The following is a 21,050-nucleotide window of genomic DNA, read 5'->3' on the forward strand; positions in this document are numbered from 1 at the left end:
TTTAAATTAAATAAAAGCCCGTGCCTCGCGTCAATCGCGATAGAACGGGCTTTTATTTGCGGCGGGATATCCCGCTGCCAAGTTGTTTTATTCCGCCGAACCTGACGAGCTCTGTACGGTGTTCACCGCAGAACGTTCGAATGTCAGCTTTGTCACGTCATTGACGCGCAGGATGACCGTATCGTCCGTCAGTTCGATAATCGTACCATGCAAACCTCCGATGGTAACGACCTTGTCCCCTTTTTTCAAATTGCTCAGCATCATATTGCGTGCCTTCTGGCGTTTTTGCTGAGGACGAATAAGTAAAAAGTACAGGACGACAAACATCAAAACAAGCGGACCGTAAGTAACCAAGTATCCCTCGATTCCCGGTGCCGCTGCAGCATCACTTGCCGCTAACCACATTAACTTTTCCCCTTTCTTGTAATATCTATGTAATATTGGTTAAAACCCTTTGCTGTTTTCGTCGATTCCGTATCGGGCGAAGAACTCGTCGCGAAAATCAAGCAGCCGGTCCTCGCGAATCGCCTGGCGCACCCCACGCATCAACTCTAATAAAAAATGGAGGTTATGATACGTCGTAAGCCGGATACCGAACGTTTCATCGGCCTTAATCAAGTGACGGACGTAGGCGCGGGAATAGTTGCGGCAGGTGTAACAGGAACATTCCGGATCAAGCGGGCCGAAATCTTCCGCAAATTTGGCATTTCGGATCACAAGCCTTCCAGAGCTGGTCATCACGGTCCCGTTACGGGCAATGCGCGTCGGAAGAACGCAATCGAACATATCGATGCCGCGAATGGCGCCTTCTATCAGCGCATCCGGGGAACCTACACCCATCAAATAACGGGGCTTGCCGAAAGGCAGCAGAGGAACAGTATAATCCAGCACCTCAAACATCAGATGCTTCGGTTCGCCCACACTCAGCCCTCCAATAGCATACCCCGGGAAATCCATGGAAGTCAACTCGGCGGCGCTTTGTTTGCGTAAATCTTCGTACATGCCCCCTTGAACGATAGCAAAAAGCCCTTGCTCCTCCGGCTGGCTGTGCGCTTTCAAGCAGCGTTCCGCCCAACGGGTCGTCCGTTCCAGCGATTGTTTGGCATAGCTGTGATCCGCCGGATACGGCGGGCATTCATCGAAAGCCATAATAATATCGGCGCCGAGCGCATTCTGGATTTCAATCGATTTTTCCGGAGAAATAAACAGCTTGTCCCCGTTCAGATGCGAGCGGAACTGCACGCCTTCTTCGCTGATTTTGCGCATTTCGCTAAGACTGAACACTTGAAATCCGCCGCTGTCGGTCAGTATCGGCCTGTCCCAGTTCATAAACCGGTGCAGCCCTCCCGCCGCTTTCACGATGTCGTGTCCGGGACGGAGAAACAAGTGATACGTATTGCTGAGAACGATGTGCGCATCCATCTCCTTGAGTTCTTCGGGACTCATCGTTTTTACGGTGGCCTGTGTGCCTACCGGCATGAAGGCCGGGGTCTCCACGATCCCGTGCGGGGTATGAACCCGGCCGAGTCTGGCTCCGGATTGTTTGCACGTTTTGATATGTTCATAGGTGATAGCCATTAAAAATCACTTCTTTCCGGGCATTGCCTCGATCTAATAAATGAACATGGCGTCGCCGAAGCTGAAAAAGCGGTATTCCCGCTCCACGGCTTCTTTGTAAGCGGCCAGTACACGTTCTCTTCCTGCAAGGGCGCTGATCAGCATCAACAATGTCGATTTGGGCAAATGAAAGTTGGTAAGCAGCGCATCGACAATACGAAATGGGTAGCCGGGGTATATAAAAATACCTGTCCACCCCTTTCCGGACACCAAAGTACCGTCTTCTCGCGCGGCCGATTCCAGCGTTCTGGCCGAGGTCGTGCCTACAGCGACAACCCGTCCTCCCTTTTGCCTGGCCGCATTGACTACTTCGGCCGTCTTTTCGGAAACCTCATAATACTCTTTATGCATTTCATGCTCTTCCACGTTTTCGACGGAGACCGGCCGAAAGGTGCCCAGCCCGACATGCAGCGTAACATAGGCTAATTGTATACCTTTTTGTTCCAGCCTATGCAAATATTCCTCTGTAAAATGAAGCCCTGCCGTCGGCGCTGCGGCTGACCCCCGGTGTTTGGCGTACACCGTCTGGTAGCGCTCCTTCTCGGGAAGCTGTTCTTTAATGTAAGGCGGCAGCGGCATATGACCGAGCCTGTCCAAAATTTCATTAAAAATGCCTTTGTAGCTAAATTGAAGCACCCGGCTGCCCATATCCCCTTCGGATTCAACCGTGGCCGTCAGCAGCGGCGCAGAGTCTTGTTCGCCGGTTTCGCCGCCAAAATGAAGGCGTGCGCCCACTTTCAGCCGTTTGGCGGGACGGACCAGCGCTTCCCAGCGGTCCCCTTCCAACGGCTTCAGCAGCAGTACCTCCGCCTTTGCGCCCGTATCCGCCTTCACGCCAAAAAGCCGGGCTGGAATGACCCTTGTGTCGTTTAACACCAGCACATCCCCGGCTTGCAAATATTGCTCCAATTGTTCAAACCTGTGGTGGCCGATCCGTCCGGTGCGCTTATCGAGCGTCAGAAGCCGCGATGCCGTGCGATCGGCAAGCGGCGTCTGCGCAATCAGCGACTCGGGGAGATCGTAATCGAACAAATCTACCTGCATCGTTATCGTTTCATCCCTTGGAAATCGAGACCCCTATATAGTAAGTCTGGAGTATTTTGTGGTAATCGTAGCCGAGCTCCGCATACCCTTTGGCCCCCCATTGGGACATGCCCAAACCATGGCCAAAGCCGGTTCCCCGAAAAACAAACTGCGGGCTCCGGGTTGCAACCCGAACCGTTCCGTCCGCGTTCAGCAAGAACAGCTCCTCATCGCGGTGCTCCTGCACCGTCTGACCCCCTCCTGAAGTATAAACCGGCTGTGCGGAGGAGGATTGGGTACGAACGGTTCCGTCCGCTCCCAATATAGTATACCGTCCTGTTTCTTCAATTTCAAACTTCGTGCTGGGCAATCCTCCCAGAAGCGTCCGAAGCGCATCGGGATATGCGGCAGCCAGCGGCTGCCCGTTCGCCGCAACCTCAAGCGCCCTTCCGGAAACGCCGCGCTTCGTTACTTCCAGCCGTTGCAGCTCCCCGCCCGCGGTCATCGCGGAACCTAACCGCTTTTTCATCTCCGATGCCTCATAAGGCCCGCGAATCCAGGCATAGGCGTTGGATTCCGTTTCCTCGCCGATCACAACGAAACGGTCACGGACATCGACCTTAAACACCGCTGCATTGCCTGCATTATCCACATAAGGAGCCGGGCGGACATTCACCCCGTCCTGCACGGATTCGTAATAAGGCAGGCCTGCCGGGTTTTTCAGTCCCGTATCCCGTGCATAATCGGAATGAATATACCCGGACATGCCATTGGGAAGCACGATACGGTACCACTTCTTTTTGCCCTCTTCGGCTCCCTTATCCTGAGAAGAAACGCTTTTCAGGTAAGCTACTTCATTGCCCCATACCTCGGTGGAGTCTGCCGTTTGCCCGCCTGCATTGGAATAGTAAAGCGGATCGATCAGAGCATTGTTATAAGTCAGCACCTCTCCGGCCGTTGAATCGACCGCCTGGAGCGCAGCCGGAAATTCCACAGCCATGCCTTTGTAGGATTGATCCAGTGTCGTATCCGAAACATGGGCGATCTGATACTTCACGCCTTGCTTCAGCGCATAGGTGCGAGCGGCGACCGCCTGAGCCTTCAGCGCTTCTATAGGCCAAGCCGGGTTGAGCTCGGAGCCGAGAACCGCATACAAATACTGCTGGAAAGGCAGCTCATTGATCACGGCCAGCCTATGGTTGTGAAGAGACAGTTCGAGGCCGCCGCGGTACATCCGCCCAAAGCGCTCTTTGACATAGACTGCACCCTGAGGATCGTTGGAAGCCGCCCACAGCTTTGCGTTTCCGCCAAAGACCATTGCGGTCAGCGGCTGCGCTGCACTATCGGCATCGGCGGCAAGCTCCGTGCGCAGAAGCACATAGCCCTGAGCGGCATCCATCGGCGTCAATACTACCGCAGGCAGCGCCGCAGCGATTTGGGCCCTTAATGCTTCAAGCCCCGCGCTGTCTGCGGCGCCGCCGACCAGCACGGCATAGCTTCCTGCGCTCAGCTGCGCTACGTTGGCGTCGAACCCGGCCTGCGCGATAGCTGCCGCCTGCGCCTGTGCTTCCGCGGCTGCGGCATACGTGCCCGCATTCCAGCGCAGCGGGCCCGCGAGTACCGCGCCCGGCCTCGCTGCCGCGGCTGCGGCCGCCTCTTCCTTGGTCGCGAAAGGACCAAGATATACGCGATAGGCCTGCTTGCCCCGCGCTGTGTTCTGCACGATGCCGGCATCGGCTCCGCCAGCTGCGGCCTGTTGCGCTTGTGTCCGGGCTTCAGCGGCGCTGGCCGTTTCCGGTAGCAGCGCATAATAGCCGTCCGCGGACACACGGACCTGTTCCTTCGCCGCCGCCTGATAGGCAGGCGTGACGCCCGCGGCTCCCCGCAGGCTCAGCGTCAGTCCGGCATCGGCGGACAGCGTCACGGCTGACGCACGGCTGACGTATTTGCCCGTATCAATAAACAGCGCGACACGGATCGTATCCAGCTTCGGTACGGCCGCTTGTGCTGCCGGAATGGCCGGCGCCGCAGCCAGAGCGGCTTCCGGCGCACCGATGCTTCCGGACAGCAGCAGCGCCGCCGCAGCCGTCATTTTCAATACGATGCCGCAAAGCGGTCGTACGGCCTGATTGGAAGCTCCCGAAGACGCTTCCTCCGACAAGAACGGCCGTTTGATACCTTTCATCATGAATATTCCCCTTTCCAACCGTACGGTTACTCGTCCCTCTCCGTCAGGTCAGGAACGGCTGGGCATAGGCAGCCCCAGATGCTTGCATGCGCTGGCCGTTACCATGCGGCCGCGCGGGGTGCGTTGAAGAAAGCCGATTTGCAGCAAATACGGCTCGTATACATCTTCGATCGTTTGGCTTTCTTCACCGATCGAAGCGGCTATCGTATCCAGTCCGACCGGGCCGCCCTGAAAGCCGAGAATAATGGCGCGGAGCATTTTATGGTCGATTTCGTCCAAACCGAGCGCGTCGACTTGAATGCTGGCAAGGGCCGCCCGGGTGATCTCCAGCGTGATGATGCCGTCCCCCTTGACTTGTGCGAAATCGCGGACGCGCTTCAGCAGCCGGTTGGCGATCCGTGGCGTACCGCGGGAACGCATCCCGATCTCACGGGAGGCTTCGCCGATGATCTCAACCTGCAAAATGTCAGCGGTCCGGCTGACGATGTAAGAAAGTTCATCCACCGTATAGTACTCCAAGCGGCTTACGACGCCGAAGCGGTCCCTCAGAGGCGCCGACAGCAGCCCCACGCGGGTCGTGGCGCCCACAAGCGTAAACGGCGGCAGATCCAGCCTCACCGAACGGGCGCTGGGCCCTTTGCCGATGATAATATCGAGCGCGTAATCCTCCATTGCAGGATAGAGCACCTCTTCCACCGTCCGGTGAAGCCGGTGAATCTCATCGATGAACAGCACGTCGCCTTCCTGTAAATTCGTCAGAATGGCGGCCAAATCGCCAGGACGCTCAATCGCAGGTCCCGATGTCGTGCGCAGATTGACGCCCAGCTCATTGGCGATAATGTTTGACAGCGTCGTCTTGCCCAGGCCGGGAGGGCCGTACAGCAGCACATGGTCAAGCGCCTCTTTGCGCATTTTGGCCGCCTCTATGTATACCTTCAAATTTTCCTTCGCCTGCGATTGGCCGATATATTCCGCCAAGTACCTTGGCCGTAGACTGAACTCCATCCCCTGGTCTTCCATCATCAGGTTTGCCGAAATGATGCGGTCTTCCATCTTGCAGCTCCTTTCTCCGGGTTCAAGCCTGCCTGGCGGGCAAGCCCTTATCCGGGTGTTCTCATTTCATCAGGGATTGCTGATACAGCGCCTGCAGGGCCAGCTTCGTTACGGCATCCGCCGTTTCATCACCCTTGAGCTTCGGCTTGACGATTTGGCCGGCCCGGTCCGCTTCCGCTTCGGTGTATCCGAGCGCCAGCAGCGCCGCTTTGGCCTCGGCCCAAGCCCCGCCGCCTGCCAGGGCAGCCGCCGCAACCTCTATGCCGTGAACGGCAGAGCTTTCATCGGCAGAGGATAATGCCCCAAGCTTGTCCTTGAGATCAAGCACCATCCGCTGCGCCGTTTTCTTCCCGATTCCCGGAAGCTTCGTGAGAAACGCAAGGTTTTCCTGCCGTATGGCCGAAGCAATCACTTCCGGACGTCCGCCGGCAAGCACGCCGATGGCCACCTTCGGACCGATGCCGTTGACATCCAGCAGGAGGCGAAAGAGCGACTGCTCCTCCCGGGACGTAAACCCGAAAAGCAGGTGCGCGTCCTCCCGCACATGATAATGGATGTACATCGTGACTTCGCCGCCGTCCTTTCCAGAGGCTACGGCATAAGGATTGGCGCAAAAAACACGGTACCCCACGCCTTGCACGTCCAGCACGACGTAATCTGCTTCCCGGTGGGCTACCGTTCCTCTCAAAAAGTCAATCATCGTTTATAGGCTCCGTTCAATTTTTGTTGTAAAGCTGAGGAATGAGCGTGGCAGATCGCGACGGCCAGGGCATCGGCCACGTCATCGGGCTTGGGCACTGCGGTTAGATGCAGAAACATCCGCACCATCTCCTGCACCTGCTTCTTTTCCGCCTTTCCATAACCGACAATCGCCTGCTTCACTTGAAGCGGAGTATATTCTCCAATCGGCAGGCTCTTCTGCTCCGCAGCCAGCATCAGCACGCCGCGCGCCTGACCAACGGTTAAAGCCGTCGTAACATTGCGGTTGAAAAACAACTTCTCTATCGCCACCGCATCAGGCTTGTATTTATCTATCAGTTGAACTGCCGCTTCATAGATTTGCTTCAGGCGCTGGGCGTCAGCCGTATGGGCTTCCGTTTGGATCGAGCCGTATTGGACCGGCACCAGCCTATGTCCTTGTTTATCTATAAATCCGAAACCGACAATGGCGATCCCGGGATCAATGCCTAAAATCCGCACCTTTGCGCAACTCCCCTGCTCTGCTCTTTTCGCCGCTTTTCCAATAAGCGAACATATGTATTCCATTGCCATTATATCAGATAATGAGAGGGATGAATACGCCGTGCGGCAAAACGTTCAGTAAGCCGAAAAAGTTCTGGAGGCTTGAATGAAACCGGCGGATTAGCAACAAATAAACGAAGATTATTCTCTTCTTCCTTCCGAAACGCGCCCTCCGATAAAGCGGTCCGCGTCTTGGTCGGCTTTGCTCTGATTACAGTCGTAGCAGGAACAAACGCAGTTGACAGGCGTGGTATGGCCGCCCTTGGATTTCGGCACGATGTGATCGATCGTATCGCCGATTTCACCGCAGTAGTAGCAGGTGTATCTATCCCGCTGCAGGATCATTTTGCGGAAATCGTCGTTGCTGTACAGTCTCCGGATCATGTAGGGATTCAAGACAACTGCAGCCCGCTGCTCCACGAGCAGCACCGCCAAGCTCCAATCGATGTCCTGAATCCACCGCTTGCCGTTATTGCTTTTTCCTCTCATCCGGATGATGCCCTGCCGGTCCCGCCGAAGCAGCTTTGCCGCGCCTTCTTTGCTTGAAGGAGGCGGAGCAGGAGGGGCTAACCGTCTCGCCGGCGTCTCCATCGTTTCCGCAGCACCGGCATGCGTCGGCTCCTTCACGCCAAGCGCTTCGATATCCGAAAGCTTCGGCTTTGCTTTCTTTCTCGCACACTTGCGGCAAATATTTTTTCTTGCCCCGTTCCGAGATCTTCTGGAGCCTTTGGTGGGAAACTGAAGATAATATTTCGTTTGTCCGCACCGGCTGCAAGGCTTGTGCAGCAGGCAATGCGCGCCCGGTTGCATAGCCGCCCTCCTCTCCTTTGGATCGCCTTCTTCCCTAATCCTGACATTTTTCAATTATATCAGATTTGCTTCCGGAGCAACCACAGCTTTCATAAAGATCTCCGCACAGCAAAAAAAGGGCGGCCACAGCCATCCCTCCGGTTATATAGTCCACTGGTCGTGAATGATCCCGACCAATTGCCAAATGTTATTGTTTTTTTCAAAAACGAGCCGCAGACTCCTCCAGTCAAGGCCCTCAAACTGCGCCTCGAAGCCCTCAAAATGGAACTCGACAAACGAGTACCGGTCCGGGGGATACACTTCCGTGAGATTGGAACGCGTCGTGCCTTGCCCGATCTGCCGATTGACAGCGGTTTGGTGCGCTTTTGCAAAATCCGCGTCATAAATAAATTTGGCATAGTAATCAGCAAAAGTCAGTCGGATCGGTTCGCCCGATCCGTCGTAAACGCCCCACTCATAAACGGTTTTGACGGTAAATAGCTCCTTGAGCTGCTCCGGCTTGAACACAAGATCATTCCGGGTGTCGACAAACCCGTAAGGCGAAAACCGGATTCCCTTGTCCGGGAGCGCCAAACCGGACAAGAGCTTCAGATTCTTTTCCTTCAGCGCTTGAACGGCTTTGCGGGCTTGTTCCGCCACATCCGATGCTTGCCCCTCTTTATTTGGAGCATCGGCATCAGTCGGCTGCGCTGCCGGGTTTTCCGGGGAAGGCGGGACATGGCCAGGCGCTTTCGGAGTGCAGGCCGAAAGAACAAGCAGACCGGCCGCAAGCAGACCAAGTAATACGGCTCGTTTCATCACGCCATCCCCTTCCGATCCAAGTGTCGGATGAAGCGTCTCATCCTTACCTAAATAAACGCAACTTCCCGTGGAAAGGTTGCAGCACGGCATTGATTTGCAGTCCTGCCCGACCGGCTAACGATTGGATGATTTTTGCAGCACATTCTCCGTCTCTTCCATCGCGTAATCGCTCAAAGTCGAGAGCACGCTGTTGTAATCATCCAGATCTCTTACCCGGATTCCGCGATACAGCTGCTTCACCGTTTCCCGCGGAAGACTGCTTTCCAAGTGCTCAATGTTTAGCTGGAAAAACGTCCTGATTATACTTTCCCCGCCGGATCCAGGCACGCCCTCGAACAGAGAAAGATTCCCTTTTGTATCCAGTCCGAAGTAGGCGTTTTCTTTACACTGTGGAGACAAGTCGTCCACCGTTTCCGTAAAATAGACTTTGTTTCCTTCATCCAGGCTGACCTTATAGGACGGATGTGTCCGGTGATAGGCCAATATATCCGTCGAACTCATCATACCGAGCCGTTGAAACTCCTCGCCGCATACATAAGCTTTTTTCATGTAGGCCTCCCTTTGGCCGTCCATTCCCGCCACCATCTTAAGGACCTCATCCTCCGGCTGCCTAAATTCCTTCATGTTCCGGCCGAATACTGCTTGTTCCTGCTCTTTCCAAGCCGCAGGTCCCGCCAACCGGTCACTGAACAGCCAGATACCGGCGGCAAGTGTGCCTGCCACAAACAGAAAACCCGCCAAATTCATCCAACGGCGCCTGACACGCAGCTTTTTTTTCAATTGTTTTTTAAACTGGTTCCAGAAGCTGAGCAAATTCATTCGATCCCCTTCTGTCTTTAAATGCTGGATTGTTTTTACTATTTTTCCCGTAAGGATCGACTCTTATACTATTTGGATGTATACTTAGGACGAAACCAGCAACTAACACACTGAAAGGAAGGATCCGTTCCCGATGCAACCGGTCATGAAAGAAATTTGGGCCTGGGTTCGCTCTCTTGCCGCCGCATTCGTGCTGACGATTTTGATCGGTTTGTTTGTATTCCAACCGACGAAAGTACTGGGCCATTCCATGGATCCCACTCTGCATAACGAACAGCGTATTTATGTATCCAAGCTGTCGCATACGTTTGGTTACCAGCCCGATTACGGCGACATTGTTATCATAGACAGCAGGGTCGACCGCGTGCGTTCCTTCAAGGACGATGTGCTCGAGCATCCGCTGCTTCGTTGGATTCGCGGGGATAACGATCCGAACATGTATGTGAAGCGTGTCATCGGTAAGCCCGGAGACGTGCTCGAGCTCAAAAACAGCAAGCTGTACCGAAACGGCGAGTTGCTGGAAGAGCCGTATTTGAAAGAAGCCATGCAGCCTGAGCCCAATCGGAAGTGGACTGTACCGGAAGGAAATATTTTCGTGATGGGAGACAATCGCAATCACAGTAAGGACAGCCGCGAGATCGGCTTCATTCCGTTCAGTCATATTTTGGGCATAAAAATCTGAATCTGGCCCCCAGCGGATGACGGCTGTTCAGATCATTGAACAGGGATTCAAAACAAGGGGCCGTCCCATAAGTAGTTTTTAACTACGCAGGGACGGCCCTGTTTTCTTAACTTCTCGTTTCCATACAGAAAAAAAGGTCAGTAGGGGGCTATACGTACTCTCTTACTCGACCTTTTTGGTTCATCGCCGCCCACTTTAATAAATTATGGGCAAGGGAAAGCCACCCGACCTCCAGGCTCACTTTGGGCAAGCCGCGAAGCAGGAAACGCCGGAAGTTCCGGTTGTTTTTCATTTGTCCAAACACACTCTCCGGTTCGATCATACGTCGAACCGACAACGCGTAGCCTTCCTCACTTCGCAGCTTTTCCCGCGTGCTCTCATAACGAAAGTCCAGCGTTTGTCCGCCTGGACATTGTCCACGTATCGGTTTCGTCGTCGTAGTGCCAGTTGTCGATTTTGCTGATGTCCGTTTGCCATTTCTTCAACTTCTCTTTGTGGTAGGTGCTGTATTTGACAATGGCCTGAACTTCTTCTTGTTCCAAATAGGCGTAGTTTTCTTCTCCACCATATCCTGCATCGGCATCCATGTTATATTGAATGTACATAAGAAGCCCTCCTTTGAATGGTTGCTCGTCACTTCTATTTTACCAAGGTTTGGCTTCTTTTTGTTTTGGCTCTGTTATATTTCAATGTTGATAATTATATCAAAATAAAGGAAACCCCAAGGCATTAGGTTTCCTACAACATTCCCCAGAATAAATTTGTTTGAGCAGTTACAAAGTAAAGAAGCAATCCTATGGTAGTCACTTTGCTTATCTGTTTTGGAGACTGATATAAAACAAAAATCGTGGCTATCCAGAGCAACAATTCCAAAGTGTTTAAAATATCAAAATACCAAAACCCAAATGCAAAAGTCTGTCTTGAAATAAACATAATTATTATAGATGAAATAGAAATAGCAATTATACCTTTCCCTTTTGCATACCAACATACAAAAGCCAAAAATGGCGAGATAATAGTCATGATAATCCAAATCATCATATATGATTTAGGAAAAAAACCAGCTATCAAAATAGTATAAAGATAATAGCTACCTACCATGCCTACAAAAAACAAAAAAACATTTATAGCAGACCTAATAGGTGATTTGCAATACACAGATATTAGCACCGCAAGGAAAATCCAAACCCCCATACGAGAAAAGAAGTTCCTTAAATCCAACGTTTCAAGAAAATATGGTAATAAATTACTGGCGGTTTCATCAAGTAACTTTGAAATTATGCCTAAAATAATCCCTGCGATAAATATTAAAGTCGAATATAAAAATTTTCTTGATAGCGATATATTTATTGGTCTTCGAATTTCATTCAAGAAGTCTTTCATTTATACCCTCCCAAATATAAATAATCATTATTCACATTTATCTGCTAATGGATATTAATCCTCTGATTTTTGTTTTATTTTCTGGAACATTAATACGTCTAATTATATTTTACAGCAGGAGAACATTCCTATTGTGACTTCTTGTTGAGCAAATCCGCTTCGTTAATTGAATAAGGATTACACATTGAATTTTGATAGCCTCAAACTGTCATAAGTGTCAGTCATTTCATATACAAATGATGTTAATAGAAATTCTTTAATATGCTGATTAGTGCTTTCGTTACTACGACTATCTACAAACAAGAACCACGCAAGGTAGTTGTCAAGATACTTTGTAGCCACACCTTTAAAGCGGTCTATCCATTGTTTCATACGAGAATGGAGACCATTTACATTCTGGATGTGATACAAACCTTTAATAACGTGCTTACCGTCATTTGATTTAATTCGGTAATGCTCTAAACCTTTTTCTTTTGCATAGGTTTTGTAAGCTCTCCAAGCATCAGTAACGAGTACATTATCAGAAGTTAGTTTAGAACCAATCATATTATCAACCTTAGTTTTCACAACCCGACCCATACAAGCAACTTTGGAGACAGTTGCTTTTGTACGGTCTCTGGCAACAAGAACACAAACCTGTTCGTGGCTAATCCCTCTATGCTTGGATTTACCGACACGTTTGCGAGGTTTACGGTCAGTAATGCCACGTTGCCCCTTTTGAGAGTACAGGAAATAGGTCTCGTCAATTTCAACGATACCTTCAAAATGGTCAAAATCCATTTGTTTCAAGGCGTTTAACAGTTTGTGTCTCCAATAAAAAAGTGTAACCCAAGTAACTCCTACGACTTCAGCCGATTTTCGCAGGGAATATCCTTTGAACATACAATCAACAAATGTAATCCATTCGTTGCCTTTTCGGGTACGGTACAAGACGGTATTGGTTGTGTCAGTGAAGGTTTTGCCACAACATTTACAGCGATACCGTTGTCGACCATTATATTTTCCGAACCGAACAACGTGTTCTGATGAACAATGAGGACATTCAAATCCTTCCTTGAAGCGAGTTTCTCTTATTTCATTGATTAAACGACCACCAGCAGAGGAAGAAGGCTCGACATAGCATTTAACCCATTGATAGACTTGCTCTTTTTGGGTGTGTGGTAATTTGTCGATATATTTTAACAAGTTTCTAAACGCTTTGCTCACCTATAACCCCCCGAATACTTGTTCCTATGTTAATTATATAAAGATTTGGGCAGGTATCAAATATCAACATGTACCTTTAACAGAGCCTTTGTTTTACAAAAATGAAAAAGGGGTACCCCCGTCACCTCGGTGACTTATGGGACACCCCCTTGCATTTTAATTATTTATCCAAGGAGACGCCTTTCTCACTGTTTCCGTTTTCCGTGTTCTTCGGTTATGGCGTTTGATCAGACTGCTGATCGAAACGCGCGGCGATTTCCGTTTCGCAGAGGCTTTGGACTGCCTGGGAACCGGCTGAGGTCCCGTTTGAGAAACCTCCGCCTTCTCCTCCCGGGATTTTTCCTTATCCCCTTTGGATTGGTCATGGTAACCGTAAGCCTCCTGCCCGCCCCAGTCCTGCCCGCCCCAGGGATAGGGTACATTAAGGGGGGATCCCGGACCGGCCGTGTCCGCGTACGGCGAAATTCCCGGATAAGCGTTGACTGCCGCTAACGGCTCGAATGAAGAATAACCACCGGTTCCGTAAGGCGCTATCGGCACGCCATAAGGATGAATCGGATACGATAAGAACGGATCTCCCGCCGTAGGAATACCGGGATAGCCTGCCGCCAAAGGCAACGCGTAGGGAAGTTGAGGCTGACCCTTGCCGCATCCGCAACCTCCTCCCAAATGCGGTCCTTCCACGTAAGGAAATGAAGGAAGAGGCGCATGGGGAGTATAATACGGGATCTCCGAGCTTGAAGGCAGATTCGGCAGCGCAGGAAGCGATTCGGCCGTCGGCATTGTATGCACGGGCGGCAACGGCAGGTGCTCCGGCTGCTTCCATTCTTCTTCTTTTCCTTTGCTTTTGGACGATTCCGTATCGTGAGCCATGACTTCCGTCGCCGGCACATGATATTGCTGAAACAAATCGGAAGAAGGCGGCAGGTTCCCCGCTCCCGAATGAATCCCCGTCTGCCAATCCGATTGCGGCACCGTGTAATGAGGCAAGACAGCCTCATGTAACCCGAACGGCTCATTACTCTCCACTGCCGTCAGTGCATGCGCCGTATTCGGCCACTGCGGAACCCCATAAGAGGGCGAGATATTGGAAAGCTCTATGGCTGGCGCTTGCTGGACGCCCAAGTAAGGGATTTGCGGAATGGCGTCAAATGGAGAAACATTCGGCTGCTCGTTTGAAGGCTCCTGCTGTATGCCTACGTTCGGCCACTGCGGGGCCGACTGGATGTACGGCACATTCGGCTGCTCCTTGGAAGGCTCCTGCTGTATACCTACGTTCGGCCACTGCGGGGCCGACTGGATGTACGGCACATTCGGCTGCTCCTTGGAAGGCTCCTGCTGTATGCCTGCGTTCGGCCACTGCGGGGCCGACTGGATGTACGGCACATTCGGCTGCACCTTGGAAGACTCCTGCTGTATGCCTGCGTTCGGCCACTGCGGGGCCGACTGGATGTACGGCACATTCGGCTGCTCCTTGGAAGGCTCCTGCTGTATGCCTACGTTCGGCCACTGCGGGGCCGACTGGATGTACGGCACATTCGGCTGCTCATACGAGGACACCTGCTGTATACCCACATTCGGCCACTGCGGAATCGCCTGGATGTACGGCACATTCGGCTGCTCATACGAGGGCACCTGCTGTATACCCACATTCGGCCACTGCGGAATCGCCTGGAGGTACGGCACATTCGGCTGCTCATACGAGGGCACCTGCTGTATACCTACGTTCGGCCACTGCGGAACCGACTGGATGTGCGGCACACTCGGCTGTTCTTTCGCAGGCTCCTGCTGTATTCCCACGTTAGGCCACTGCGGGACCGACTGGATGTGCTGTATATTCGGCTGCTCTTTCGAAGGCTCTTGCAATATCCCTACGTTAGGCCACTGCGGAACCGACTGGATGTGCGGCACACTCGGCTGTTCTTTCGCAGGCTCCTGCTGTATTCCCACGTTCGGTATCTGCGGGATCGCCTGGATGTGCGGTACATTCGGCTGCTCTTTCGAAGGCTCCTTCTGTTTCTCCACATAAGGCCACTGCGGGGCCGACTGAATGTGCGGCACATTCGGCTGCTCCTTGGAAGACTGCTGCTGTATCTCTACGTTAGGCTGTTCGGGAGTCTTTTCCGCCTGGAGCACATTCGGCTGCTCCTTGGAAGGCTCATGCTGAATCTCTATGCTCGGCTTTTCTGCCTCCTGCTCCGCTGCCGGCGGTTCTTCCACCGGAAGCGGAGCTTCGGGAATAATCTGAGACGTGTCCGCTTTCGGTTTGACGCCCGTACTCAGCTTCTGTGACGGGGCCGCACTCAGCTTCGGAATATAAATGGCTTCGCCTGTCATCAAAACATTAGGGTTTTTGAGCTGCGGGTTGGCGGCGATCATATCTGCCAGCGGAATACCCCACGCTTTACCCAACTTCCAGAGCGAATCCCCCTGCACGGCGATGTGTTTATACAAATAATCCGTCGGCGGCGTAATCGATTTCGGCGAAGCAGGGATTTTCACCTTCGTGCCGATGTCAAGCACGTTCGGGTCAGGGATGTGCGGATTGGCCGCAATCAGCTTGTCGAGCTCGACATGGTACTTTTGAGCGATCTCATAGAGAGAGTCGCCTTTTTTTACGATATGAATCTTCACTGCATAAACCTCCTTCAAATTTTGCGGAAGTATGATCGTTCGGGTAACGTCCGCTGTGTCTCGCCGCACGCAAACGATGCGAAACAAAATGATATTACAGTTTATGCAGCAAAGTGGGCATTTGACCATCGAATTCCAGAAAAAATCGCGGCTTTTTCCGGGATAACAAAAAGAACCCGTCTTAGACGGGTCCTCGCTTATCCATTATTCGTAAACCTTCAGGCCGTCAATCTCGACCAGCTTGCGGAATTCCTTCAGCAGGTGGGTGGTGATTGGACCGGCTTTGCCTTCGCCGATGATGCGGGCATCGACTTCGCGAACCGCGATGACCTCCGCCGCTGTACCGGTAAAGAACACCTCGTCCGCCACATAGACGTCATGCAGGGTGAACGGCTCTTCTTTGACCGTATACCCCAATTTGCCGCAAATTTCGATAATGGCGCCACGCGTAATGCCTTCAAGCGCACCGCAATAGCAAGGCGGAGTATATACAACGCCGCGCTTCACGATGAAGATATTGTCCGATGAACCTTCGGCCACATAACCTTGGGAATTGAGCATGATCGCTTCGCCTACGCCGGCCAGGTTCGCCTGGATTTTGACCAAAATGTTGTTCAGGTAGTTCAGCGATTTGATCTTCGGGTTAAGCGCATCCGGAACGTTGCGCCGTGTCGAGACGGATACCGTTTTCAGACCGTTCACATAAGCTTCTTCCGGATAAATCGACAGCTGTTCCACAATGATGATTACATTCGCTTTGGGCGAGCGTCTCGGGTCAAGTCCCAGGTCCCCGGGACCCCGGGAAACCACCAGACGAATATATCCGTCCCGCAGCCCGTTGCGGCGAATCGTTTCCGCGAGAACGGCCTGCATCTCGTCCTGCTTCAAAGGAATGTCGAGCATGATCGATTTGGCCGAGTCATACAACCGGTCCAGATGCTCCTTGCATTTAAAAATGTTCCCGTTGTAAATCCGAATCCCTTCAAAAATGCCGTCGCCATACAAAAAACCATGATCATAAACCGATACTTTCGCGTCTTCTTTGTTGACGTATTCCCCATTTAGGTAGATGACTTGCGCCACGTCTGATTACACCTCCGAAGTTTCGGACTCATAGGAGTAAGTCGGGTAACAACCCAGGATGCGCACCTGACAGCCGATCGCTTCAATTTCTTGAAGCGCTGCCGGGAGCAATACGGAGTCCATAGAAGCCTCAATGTCGATATAAAAAAAATAATTCCCCAGCTTTTTCTTGGTTGGACGCGACTCGATTTTGGACAAGTTGATCCGTCTCCAGGCAAACGCGGACAGCACCTGGTGCAGTGCGCCCGGGTAATCCTCGGGCAGCGTCACGAGGATTGTCGTTTTGCAGCCGGCCGATGTTTTCATGACCGGCTTCTCGCGGCCGATCAGTACGAACCGGGTGTAGTTGTTCTGATGATCCTGTACGCCTGCGGCAAGCGTCTGCAAACGGTACAGCTCGCCCGCGGCCTGAGGAGCCAGCGCCGCTATAGCCGGGTCATTCAGTTCCCTCACCAGTCTGGCGGCTTCGCCGTTACTGCCGACCTGCTCCAGCTCCACATGCGGCAGATGCTCACGCAAAAACTTTTGACACTGGGCCAGCGTCACACCGTGTGAATAGATTTTGCGGATCCGGCCGCAGCTCTTCTCGAATGCGTCAGGCTCATTCTCCACAGCAGGAATGGAAAGCAGATTAATGGATATCGGGTATACCCATTCCGCTTGAATTGGCAGGTCCACATCATGGACCAGCCAATCCACATGCAGGCTGACCGAGCCCTCGAAGGTATTCTCGATCGGAATGACGCTGAAATCGGTCGTTCCGTCCACGGTCGCGCGGAATACATCGGCGATCAACTTGCAGTTCACATATTCAAACCCGTCTTTGCCGAGAAAGTAATGGGCGGATTCCTCGGTGAACGTGCCTGGACCCAGGAGGGATACTCGCTTCATGCACGAACCTCTCCTTTTATCTTTTCCAGTAATGTACACCTTTCATCTTCAGGTGTCAACGGGTGCACTTGTACACCGTGCTTGTCCGGGTTCAGCCACATGGTCGTGGCGTCGATCCCCTCCTTCCTCAGCGTGTCCACCATGAACCGCTCCAGCTCCGCTTTGCGGGAGCTTCTCCGGTCAACGAGCGCGAGGATCGTCGGACCCGCGCCGCTAAGAGCCACGCCCAAGGCACCGCGGTCCGTCGCTTCGGCGAGAATTTGACCCAGACCGGGCACAAGGGCCGCCCGGTAAGGCTGATGCAGCGCGTCCTTCATGGCGCATGCGATCATATCGAGCCGCCCGGTGCACAGGGCGGCGACAAGCAGCGACGAATGGCCGACGTTGAAAACGGCATTCTCGAGGCTCTGCTCGCGCGGCAGTACGCCCCGCGCCTTTTCCGTCGACAGTTGGAAGTGAGGGATGGCGACCAGCACTTCCAGCTGTCCGTGCGGTTCCACGCGAATGTGCTCCGCCCGCGTGCCGTCCCAGAACGCGACGACAAGTCCGCCGAACAGCGACGCCCCGACGTTGTCGGGGTGCTGCTCCAAGCCCGTCGCCATTTGGAACAGCTCGTCATCGGACAGCGGACTGCCGATGAGCGCGTTGGCCGCGGCGAGCGCCCCCACAATGGCCGATGCGCTGCTGCCGAGGCCGCGTGTCAACGGAATTTCGCTGTACATGCCGATGTACAGCTCCGGGTGGCTTACACCGGCCCGCTCGAACACCATCTGCGCCACCTTATAGATAAGGTTGCTCTTATCCGCCGGCACACCCTTGACCTGATCACCGAAGAACTCAATGACGGTTTGTTCGGCAAAGCCCATCTCAATCCATGCATACAAGTCCAGCGCCATGCCCAGCGTATCGAAGCCGGGGCCCAGATTCGCCGTGCTGGCCGGCACCTTAACGAGTACTTTCCTGCTGCTGTTCTCCATTTCTTAATCGCTCCTACCCTTTCGGCTTCCGAATCGCTTCCATCCGCCGCTTCAAAAGCCTTTGCTGATCATCGGCTCTCCCGCGCTATACTTTCGCAGCAGTCCAACGTATCTTAAAAATTGATTAGCCTTCAACCCGATATACGCTCTTGATCGCTTGAACGACGTCCATCGACTCGAACCGCTTCAGCACTTTAGTCATAGCGGCTTTGTTGGCGTCGTGGGTAATGACAATAATTTCAGCCAGCGAATTCGTGCGATTCGGGTGCTGCAGCACCGACTCCAAGCTGACTTCGTATTCGGCGAACACCTGGGTAATTTGCGCCAATACGCCCGCCTTATCCTCTACATGGAGCAGGATAAAGTTTTTCGAGACGATCTGTTCGTCGGTTTTGAGCTTCTTTTCTTTGTAAGGGACGAATCCGCGGCGGCCGTTGATCCCGAGATTCAAATTCCGGACGACCGCCACAAGATCGGCCACCACCGAAGTCGCCGTCGGCATTTCGCCTGCGCCCGGGCCGTAAAACATTGTTTCGCCTACCGCTTCACCGTACACGTATACGGCGTTAAATACGCCATTAACCGATGCGAGCGGATGCGAATGCTTGACCATGGTCGGTTGCACGCTGATGCTGATAGCGTCGTCCTGACGCTCGGCAATGCCGAGCAGCTTCACTTCATAACCGAGACGTTTGCCATAGGCAATATCTTCCTTGCTTACCTTCGAAATGCCTCTTACTTCTACATCGGAGAGCGCCACGTTTGCCCGGAAGCCGAGTGTGCTCAGAATGGTCATTTTCCTTGCGGCATCGAATCCTTCCACGTCGGAGGTCGGGTCAGCCTCGGCATACCCGAGCTGCTGTGCCTCCTTAAGCACATCCTCATAAGCCGCGCCTTCCTGGCTCATTTTCGTTAAAATATAGTTGGTCGTACCGTTGACAATTCCCATGATCTTCGTAATCCGGTCGGACGTAAAGCCCTCGACCAGCGTACGGATAATCGGAATGCCTCCGGCTACGCTCGCTTCATAGAACACGTCGCATCGTTTTTCCGCCGCCCTCGCCAAGATCTCCGGCCCGTGCAGCGCCATCAAATCCTTATTGGCCGTAACGATATGCTTGCCGTGATCAAGGGCGGTCAGAATAAGCTTCTTCGACAGCTCAATGCCGCCCATGACTTCAACAATGACGTCGATTTCCGGGTTTTCGACCACATCCCACGGATTTTCCGTCAGTATATCCGAAGACACGCTGATATTGCGGGTCTTGTTTTTATTCTGCACCAATATTTTGGCGATTTCAATCGGAGACCCTGACTGGCTGAGCAAATCGTGCTGATGGTTTTCTACAATGCGAACGACCCCGGTTCCTACGGTACCGAGACCAAGTAATCCTACTTTGATCGGTTTCATACGCTTCCTCCTTATCATTAGCCCTGCCCGACAACCGCGGCGCGGCTGACGCCTTCCTGGCTCCGCAGCTTGTCAAGCAGAAAAGCGACATTCTCGCCCATCATGGACGTTTCCACGGAAATGACCACATTGGCCACTCCTTGAAGCGGAATCGTCTGGTGAATCGTCAGCACATTGCCCTCGAGTCCCGCAATTAGGGCAAGAACCCGGGACAAAATACCCGAACGGTGTTCCAAATCCATGGAGATCGTGACGATCCGCTCACGGTCGAGCTTGCTTAACGGGTAAATGCCATCCTTGTATTTATAGAAGGCGCTCCGGCTCAGCTCGACCTGCTCCACCGCTTCGTGAATCGTCTTCACTTCTCCGCGGGCCAGAAGCTCCTTGGCTTGCACCGTCTTGATCAGCGCCTCCGGCAAAATATCCTCGCGCACCAAGAAATAACGCTCGACGCCATCCGTCTTTTCCTCTGCGACATGTTTGTCCGGCACGGTAACAGTCCTCTCTATAAAGACGATTGTTTTTACCTAGTGGACATTATAACGTAAAAAGCAGTGTTCGGGCAATAGGCTTTCCCATGCAAAATATGATAAATTGGTAAAGAAGCATAAATGCGCCAAAAGGAGAGAGCCGGATTGATTCGAGCCCGCATGATCGCTACTGCGCTTCTTTTTCACGATAATGATTTGCTGATGATGAAAAGGTCACTGACACGCACCCTTTCACCAGGTCTGTGGGCCGCAGTCGGAGGACATTTGGAGCCGGAGGAAATCAATGACCCTCAAGCCGCCATCCTCAGAGAAATTCACGAGGAGACGGGACTGCTTCCCGAAGATATCGCCGACCTCAGGCTGCAGTACATCCTGATTCGGCTGAACCAGAAGGAGGTCCGGCAGCAGTTTATTTATACAGCCAGCGCCCTGCGGCGCGACGTGGGCCTGACGGAAGAAGGGGAGCTCCATTGGATCCCCCGCGAACAGGTGCTGAACCGAGAAATCCCTTTTATTTTTCATCGTTTGCTGGAGCATTATTTAGAACGGGGTCCAAGCCGTCATGTGTGGGTTGGAACGGCCGGTTATGACGGAGACGGAAAGGCAACGGTTCACTGGACCGAACTTGCGGACCCGCAGCAGGTGTGAGCAGGCGGCGGCTTGAAAAAGAGCCCGGCCGCTGCTTGAATAAAGTAAAAGCGCTTGAGGGAGAACATCGGACAAGAAGAGAGGAGAAAAA

Annotated in this window: 20 protein-coding genes and 1 pseudogene; 2 read left to right on the forward strand and 19 right to left on the reverse strand. The window is 52.9% G+C overall.

Annotation, left to right across the window (positions count from 1 at the left end; translation table 11 throughout):
• Nucleotides 1–87: 87 nt before the first annotated feature.
• The 10 genes from yajC to IJ22_RS13790 form a co-directional block, all read right to left on the reverse strand.
• On the reverse strand, nt 88–405 hold the full coding sequence (gene yajC / locus IJ22_RS13745; RefSeq protein WP_062409229.1) for a preprotein translocase subunit YajC: 318 nt from the start codon (nt 403–405) through the stop codon (nt 88–90).
• 39 nt (nt 406–444) lie between these two features.
• On the reverse strand, nt 445–1,578 hold the full coding sequence (gene tgt, locus IJ22_RS13750) for a tRNA guanosine(34) transglycosylase Tgt (protein ID WP_062409230.1): 1,134 nt from the start codon (nt 1,576–1,578) through the stop codon (nt 445–447).
• 33 nt (nt 1,579–1,611) lie between these two features.
• Complete coding sequence (queA, locus tag IJ22_RS13755) at nt 1,612–2,661, reverse strand: tRNA preQ1(34) S-adenosylmethionine ribosyltransferase-isomerase QueA (protein ID WP_054819013.1); 1,050 nt, start codon at nt 2,659–2,661, stop codon at nt 1,612–1,614.
• A 10-nt stretch (nt 2,662–2,671) separates the two neighbouring features.
• On the reverse strand, nt 2,672–4,828 hold the full coding sequence (locus tag IJ22_RS13760) for a SpoIID/LytB domain-containing protein (RefSeq protein WP_235594130.1): 2,157 nt from the start codon (nt 4,826–4,828) through the stop codon (nt 2,672–2,674).
• A 48-nt stretch (nt 4,829–4,876) separates the two neighbouring features.
• Nucleotides 4,877–5,881 (reverse strand): Holliday junction branch migration DNA helicase RuvB, encoded by a 1,005-nt coding sequence (ruvB, locus tag IJ22_RS13765; RefSeq protein ID WP_062409231.1) that lies wholly within the window; start codon nt 5,879–5,881, stop codon nt 4,877–4,879.
• Between the two features lie 61 nt (nt 5,882–5,942).
• Nucleotides 5,943–6,581 carry a Holliday junction branch migration protein RuvA gene (ruvA, locus tag IJ22_RS13770; RefSeq protein WP_062409232.1) on the reverse strand — a complete coding sequence of 213 codons (639 nt, stop codon included), beginning with the start codon at nt 6,579–6,581 and terminating at the stop codon, nt 5,943–5,945.
• Entirely contained in the window at nt 6,578–7,081 is a 504-nt protein-coding gene (ruvC, locus tag IJ22_RS13775; protein ID WP_062409233.1) for a crossover junction endodeoxyribonuclease RuvC, read from the reverse strand. The genes ruvA and ruvC overlap by 4 nt, the downstream gene beginning before the upstream one ends.
• Before the next feature lie 183 nt (nt 7,082–7,264).
• A complete protein-coding gene (locus IJ22_RS13780; RefSeq protein ID WP_062409234.1) occupies nt 7,265–7,933 on the reverse strand; it encodes an HNH endonuclease in 669 nt (222 codons plus the stop codon).
• Nucleotides 7,934–8,074: 141 nt separating this feature from the next.
• On the reverse strand, nt 8,075–8,731 hold the full coding sequence (locus IJ22_RS13785) for a hypothetical protein (protein ID WP_062409235.1): 657 nt from the start codon (nt 8,729–8,731) through the stop codon (nt 8,075–8,077).
• A 117-nt stretch (nt 8,732–8,848) separates the two neighbouring features.
• On the reverse strand, nt 8,849–9,553 hold the full coding sequence (locus IJ22_RS13790) for a BofC C-terminal domain-containing protein (RefSeq protein ID WP_062409236.1): 705 nt from the start codon (nt 9,551–9,553) through the stop codon (nt 8,849–8,851).
• A 133-nt stretch (nt 9,554–9,686) separates the two neighbouring features.
• Here IJ22_RS13790 and lepB point away from each other — a divergent pair, with 133 nt between their 5' ends.
• A complete protein-coding gene (gene lepB / locus IJ22_RS13795; RefSeq protein ID WP_062409237.1) occupies nt 9,687–10,235 on the forward strand; it encodes a signal peptidase I in 549 nt (182 codons plus the stop codon).
• A gap of 148 nt (nt 10,236–10,383) precedes the next feature.
• Here the strand turns inward: lepB and IJ22_RS27275 are convergent.
• From IJ22_RS27275 to IJ22_RS13845, 9 genes and pseudogenes are all read right to left on the reverse strand, one after another.
• A pseudogene (locus IJ22_RS27275) lies at nt 10,384–10,816 on the reverse strand (transposase); the annotation flags it as partial.
• A gap of 157 nt (nt 10,817–10,973) precedes the next feature.
• Complete coding sequence (locus tag IJ22_RS13810; protein ID WP_062409239.1) at nt 10,974–11,618, reverse strand: DUF6518 family protein; 645 nt, start codon at nt 11,616–11,618, stop codon at nt 10,974–10,976.
• Between the two features lie 177 nt (nt 11,619–11,795).
• Entirely contained in the window at nt 11,796–12,824 is a 1,029-nt protein-coding gene (locus IJ22_RS13815) for an IS1595-like element ISPana1 family transposase (protein ID WP_062409240.1), read from the reverse strand.
• Between the two features lie 156 nt (nt 12,825–12,980).
• On the reverse strand, nt 12,981–15,458 hold the full coding sequence (locus IJ22_RS13820; protein ID WP_062409241.1) for a LysM peptidoglycan-binding domain-containing protein: 2,478 nt from the start codon (nt 15,456–15,458) through the stop codon (nt 12,981–12,983).
• A 204-nt stretch (nt 15,459–15,662) separates the two neighbouring features.
• The gene (gene ilvE / locus IJ22_RS13825; protein WP_062409242.1) at nt 15,663–16,541 is read right to left on the reverse strand and encodes a branched-chain-amino-acid transaminase; all 879 of its coding nucleotides are present in this window, start codon (nt 16,539–16,541) and stop codon (nt 15,663–15,665) included.
• Nucleotides 16,542–16,547: 6 nt separating this feature from the next.
• Nucleotides 16,548–17,432: a prephenate dehydratase gene (gene pheA / locus IJ22_RS13830; protein ID WP_062409243.1), complete on the reverse strand. Its 885-nt coding sequence runs from the start codon at nt 17,430–17,432 to the stop codon at nt 16,548–16,550.
• Complete coding sequence (gene thrB / locus IJ22_RS13835; protein WP_062409244.1) at nt 17,429–18,409, reverse strand: homoserine kinase; 981 nt, start codon at nt 18,407–18,409, stop codon at nt 17,429–17,431. The genes pheA and thrB overlap by 4 nt, the downstream gene beginning before the upstream one ends.
• Nucleotides 18,410–18,533: 124 nt before the next feature.
• Entirely contained in the window at nt 18,534–19,820 is a 1,287-nt protein-coding gene (locus IJ22_RS13840; protein ID WP_062409245.1) for a homoserine dehydrogenase, read from the reverse strand.
• 17 nt (nt 19,821–19,837) lie between these two features.
• Nucleotides 19,838–20,311 carry an ACT domain-containing protein gene (locus tag IJ22_RS13845; RefSeq protein ID WP_054819709.1) on the reverse strand — a complete coding sequence of 158 codons (474 nt, stop codon included), beginning with the start codon at nt 20,309–20,311 and terminating at the stop codon, nt 19,838–19,840.
• Between the two features lie 144 nt (nt 20,312–20,455).
• Between IJ22_RS13845 and IJ22_RS13850 the strand changes: the two genes are divergently transcribed.
• A complete protein-coding gene (locus tag IJ22_RS13850) occupies nt 20,456–20,959 on the forward strand; it encodes an NUDIX domain-containing protein (protein ID WP_054819708.1) in 504 nt (167 codons plus the stop codon).
• The last annotated feature ends 91 nt before the right edge of the window (nt 20,960–21,050 follow it).

It is taken from the genome of Paenibacillus naphthalenovorans (assembly GCF_001465255.1).
Lineage (GTDB): Bacteria > Bacillota > Bacilli > Paenibacillales > NBRC-103111 > Paenibacillus_G > Paenibacillus_G naphthalenovorans.

Bases quoted from the DNA above. Each gene is read 5' to 3' on its own strand.
- yajC (WP_062409229.1), bottom strand. From the start codon at position 405: ATGTGGTTAGCGGCAAGTGATGCTGCAGCGGCACCGGGAATCGAGGGA.
- tgt (WP_062409230.1), bottom strand. From the start codon at position 1,578: ATGGCTATCACCTATGAACATATCAAAACGTGCAAACAATCCGGAGCC.
- queA (WP_054819013.1), bottom strand. From the start codon at position 2,661: ATGCAGGTAGATTTGTTCGATTACGATCTCCCCGAGTCGCTGATTGCG.
- IJ22_RS13760 (WP_235594130.1), bottom strand. From the start codon at position 4,828: ATGATGAAAGGTATCAAACGGCCGTTCTTGTCGGAGGAAGCGTCTTCG.
- ruvB (WP_062409231.1), bottom strand. From the start codon at position 5,881: ATGGAAGACCGCATCATTTCGGCAAACCTGATGATGGAAGACCAGGGG.
- ruvA (WP_062409232.1), bottom strand. From the start codon at position 6,581: ATGATTGACTTTTTGAGAGGAACGGTAGCCCACCGGGAAGCAGATTAC.
- IJ22_RS13780 (WP_062409234.1), bottom strand. From the start codon at position 7,933: ATGCAACCGGGCGCGCATTGCCTGCTGCACAAGCCTTGCAGCCGGTGC.
- IJ22_RS13785 (WP_062409235.1), bottom strand. From the start codon at position 8,731: ATGAAACGAGCCGTATTACTTGGTCTGCTTGCGGCCGGTCTGCTTGTT.
- IJ22_RS13790 (WP_062409236.1), bottom strand. From the start codon at position 9,553: ATGAATTTGCTCAGCTTCTGGAACCAGTTTAAAAAACAATTGAAAAAA.
- lepB (WP_062409237.1), top strand. From the start codon at position 9,687: ATGCAACCGGTCATGAAAGAAATTTGGGCCTGGGTTCGCTCTCTTGCC.
- IJ22_RS13810 (WP_062409239.1), bottom strand. From the start codon at position 11,618: ATGAAAGACTTCTTGAATGAAATTCGAAGACCAATAAATATATCGCTA.
- pheA (WP_062409243.1), bottom strand. From the start codon at position 17,432: ATGAAGCGAGTATCCCTCCTGGGTCCAGGCACGTTCACCGAGGAATCC.
- thrB (WP_062409244.1), bottom strand. From the start codon at position 18,409: ATGGAGAACAGCAGCAGGAAAGTACTCGTTAAGGTGCCGGCCAGCACG.
- IJ22_RS13840 (WP_062409245.1), bottom strand. From the start codon at position 19,820: ATGAAACCGATCAAAGTAGGATTACTTGGTCTCGGTACCGTAGGAACC.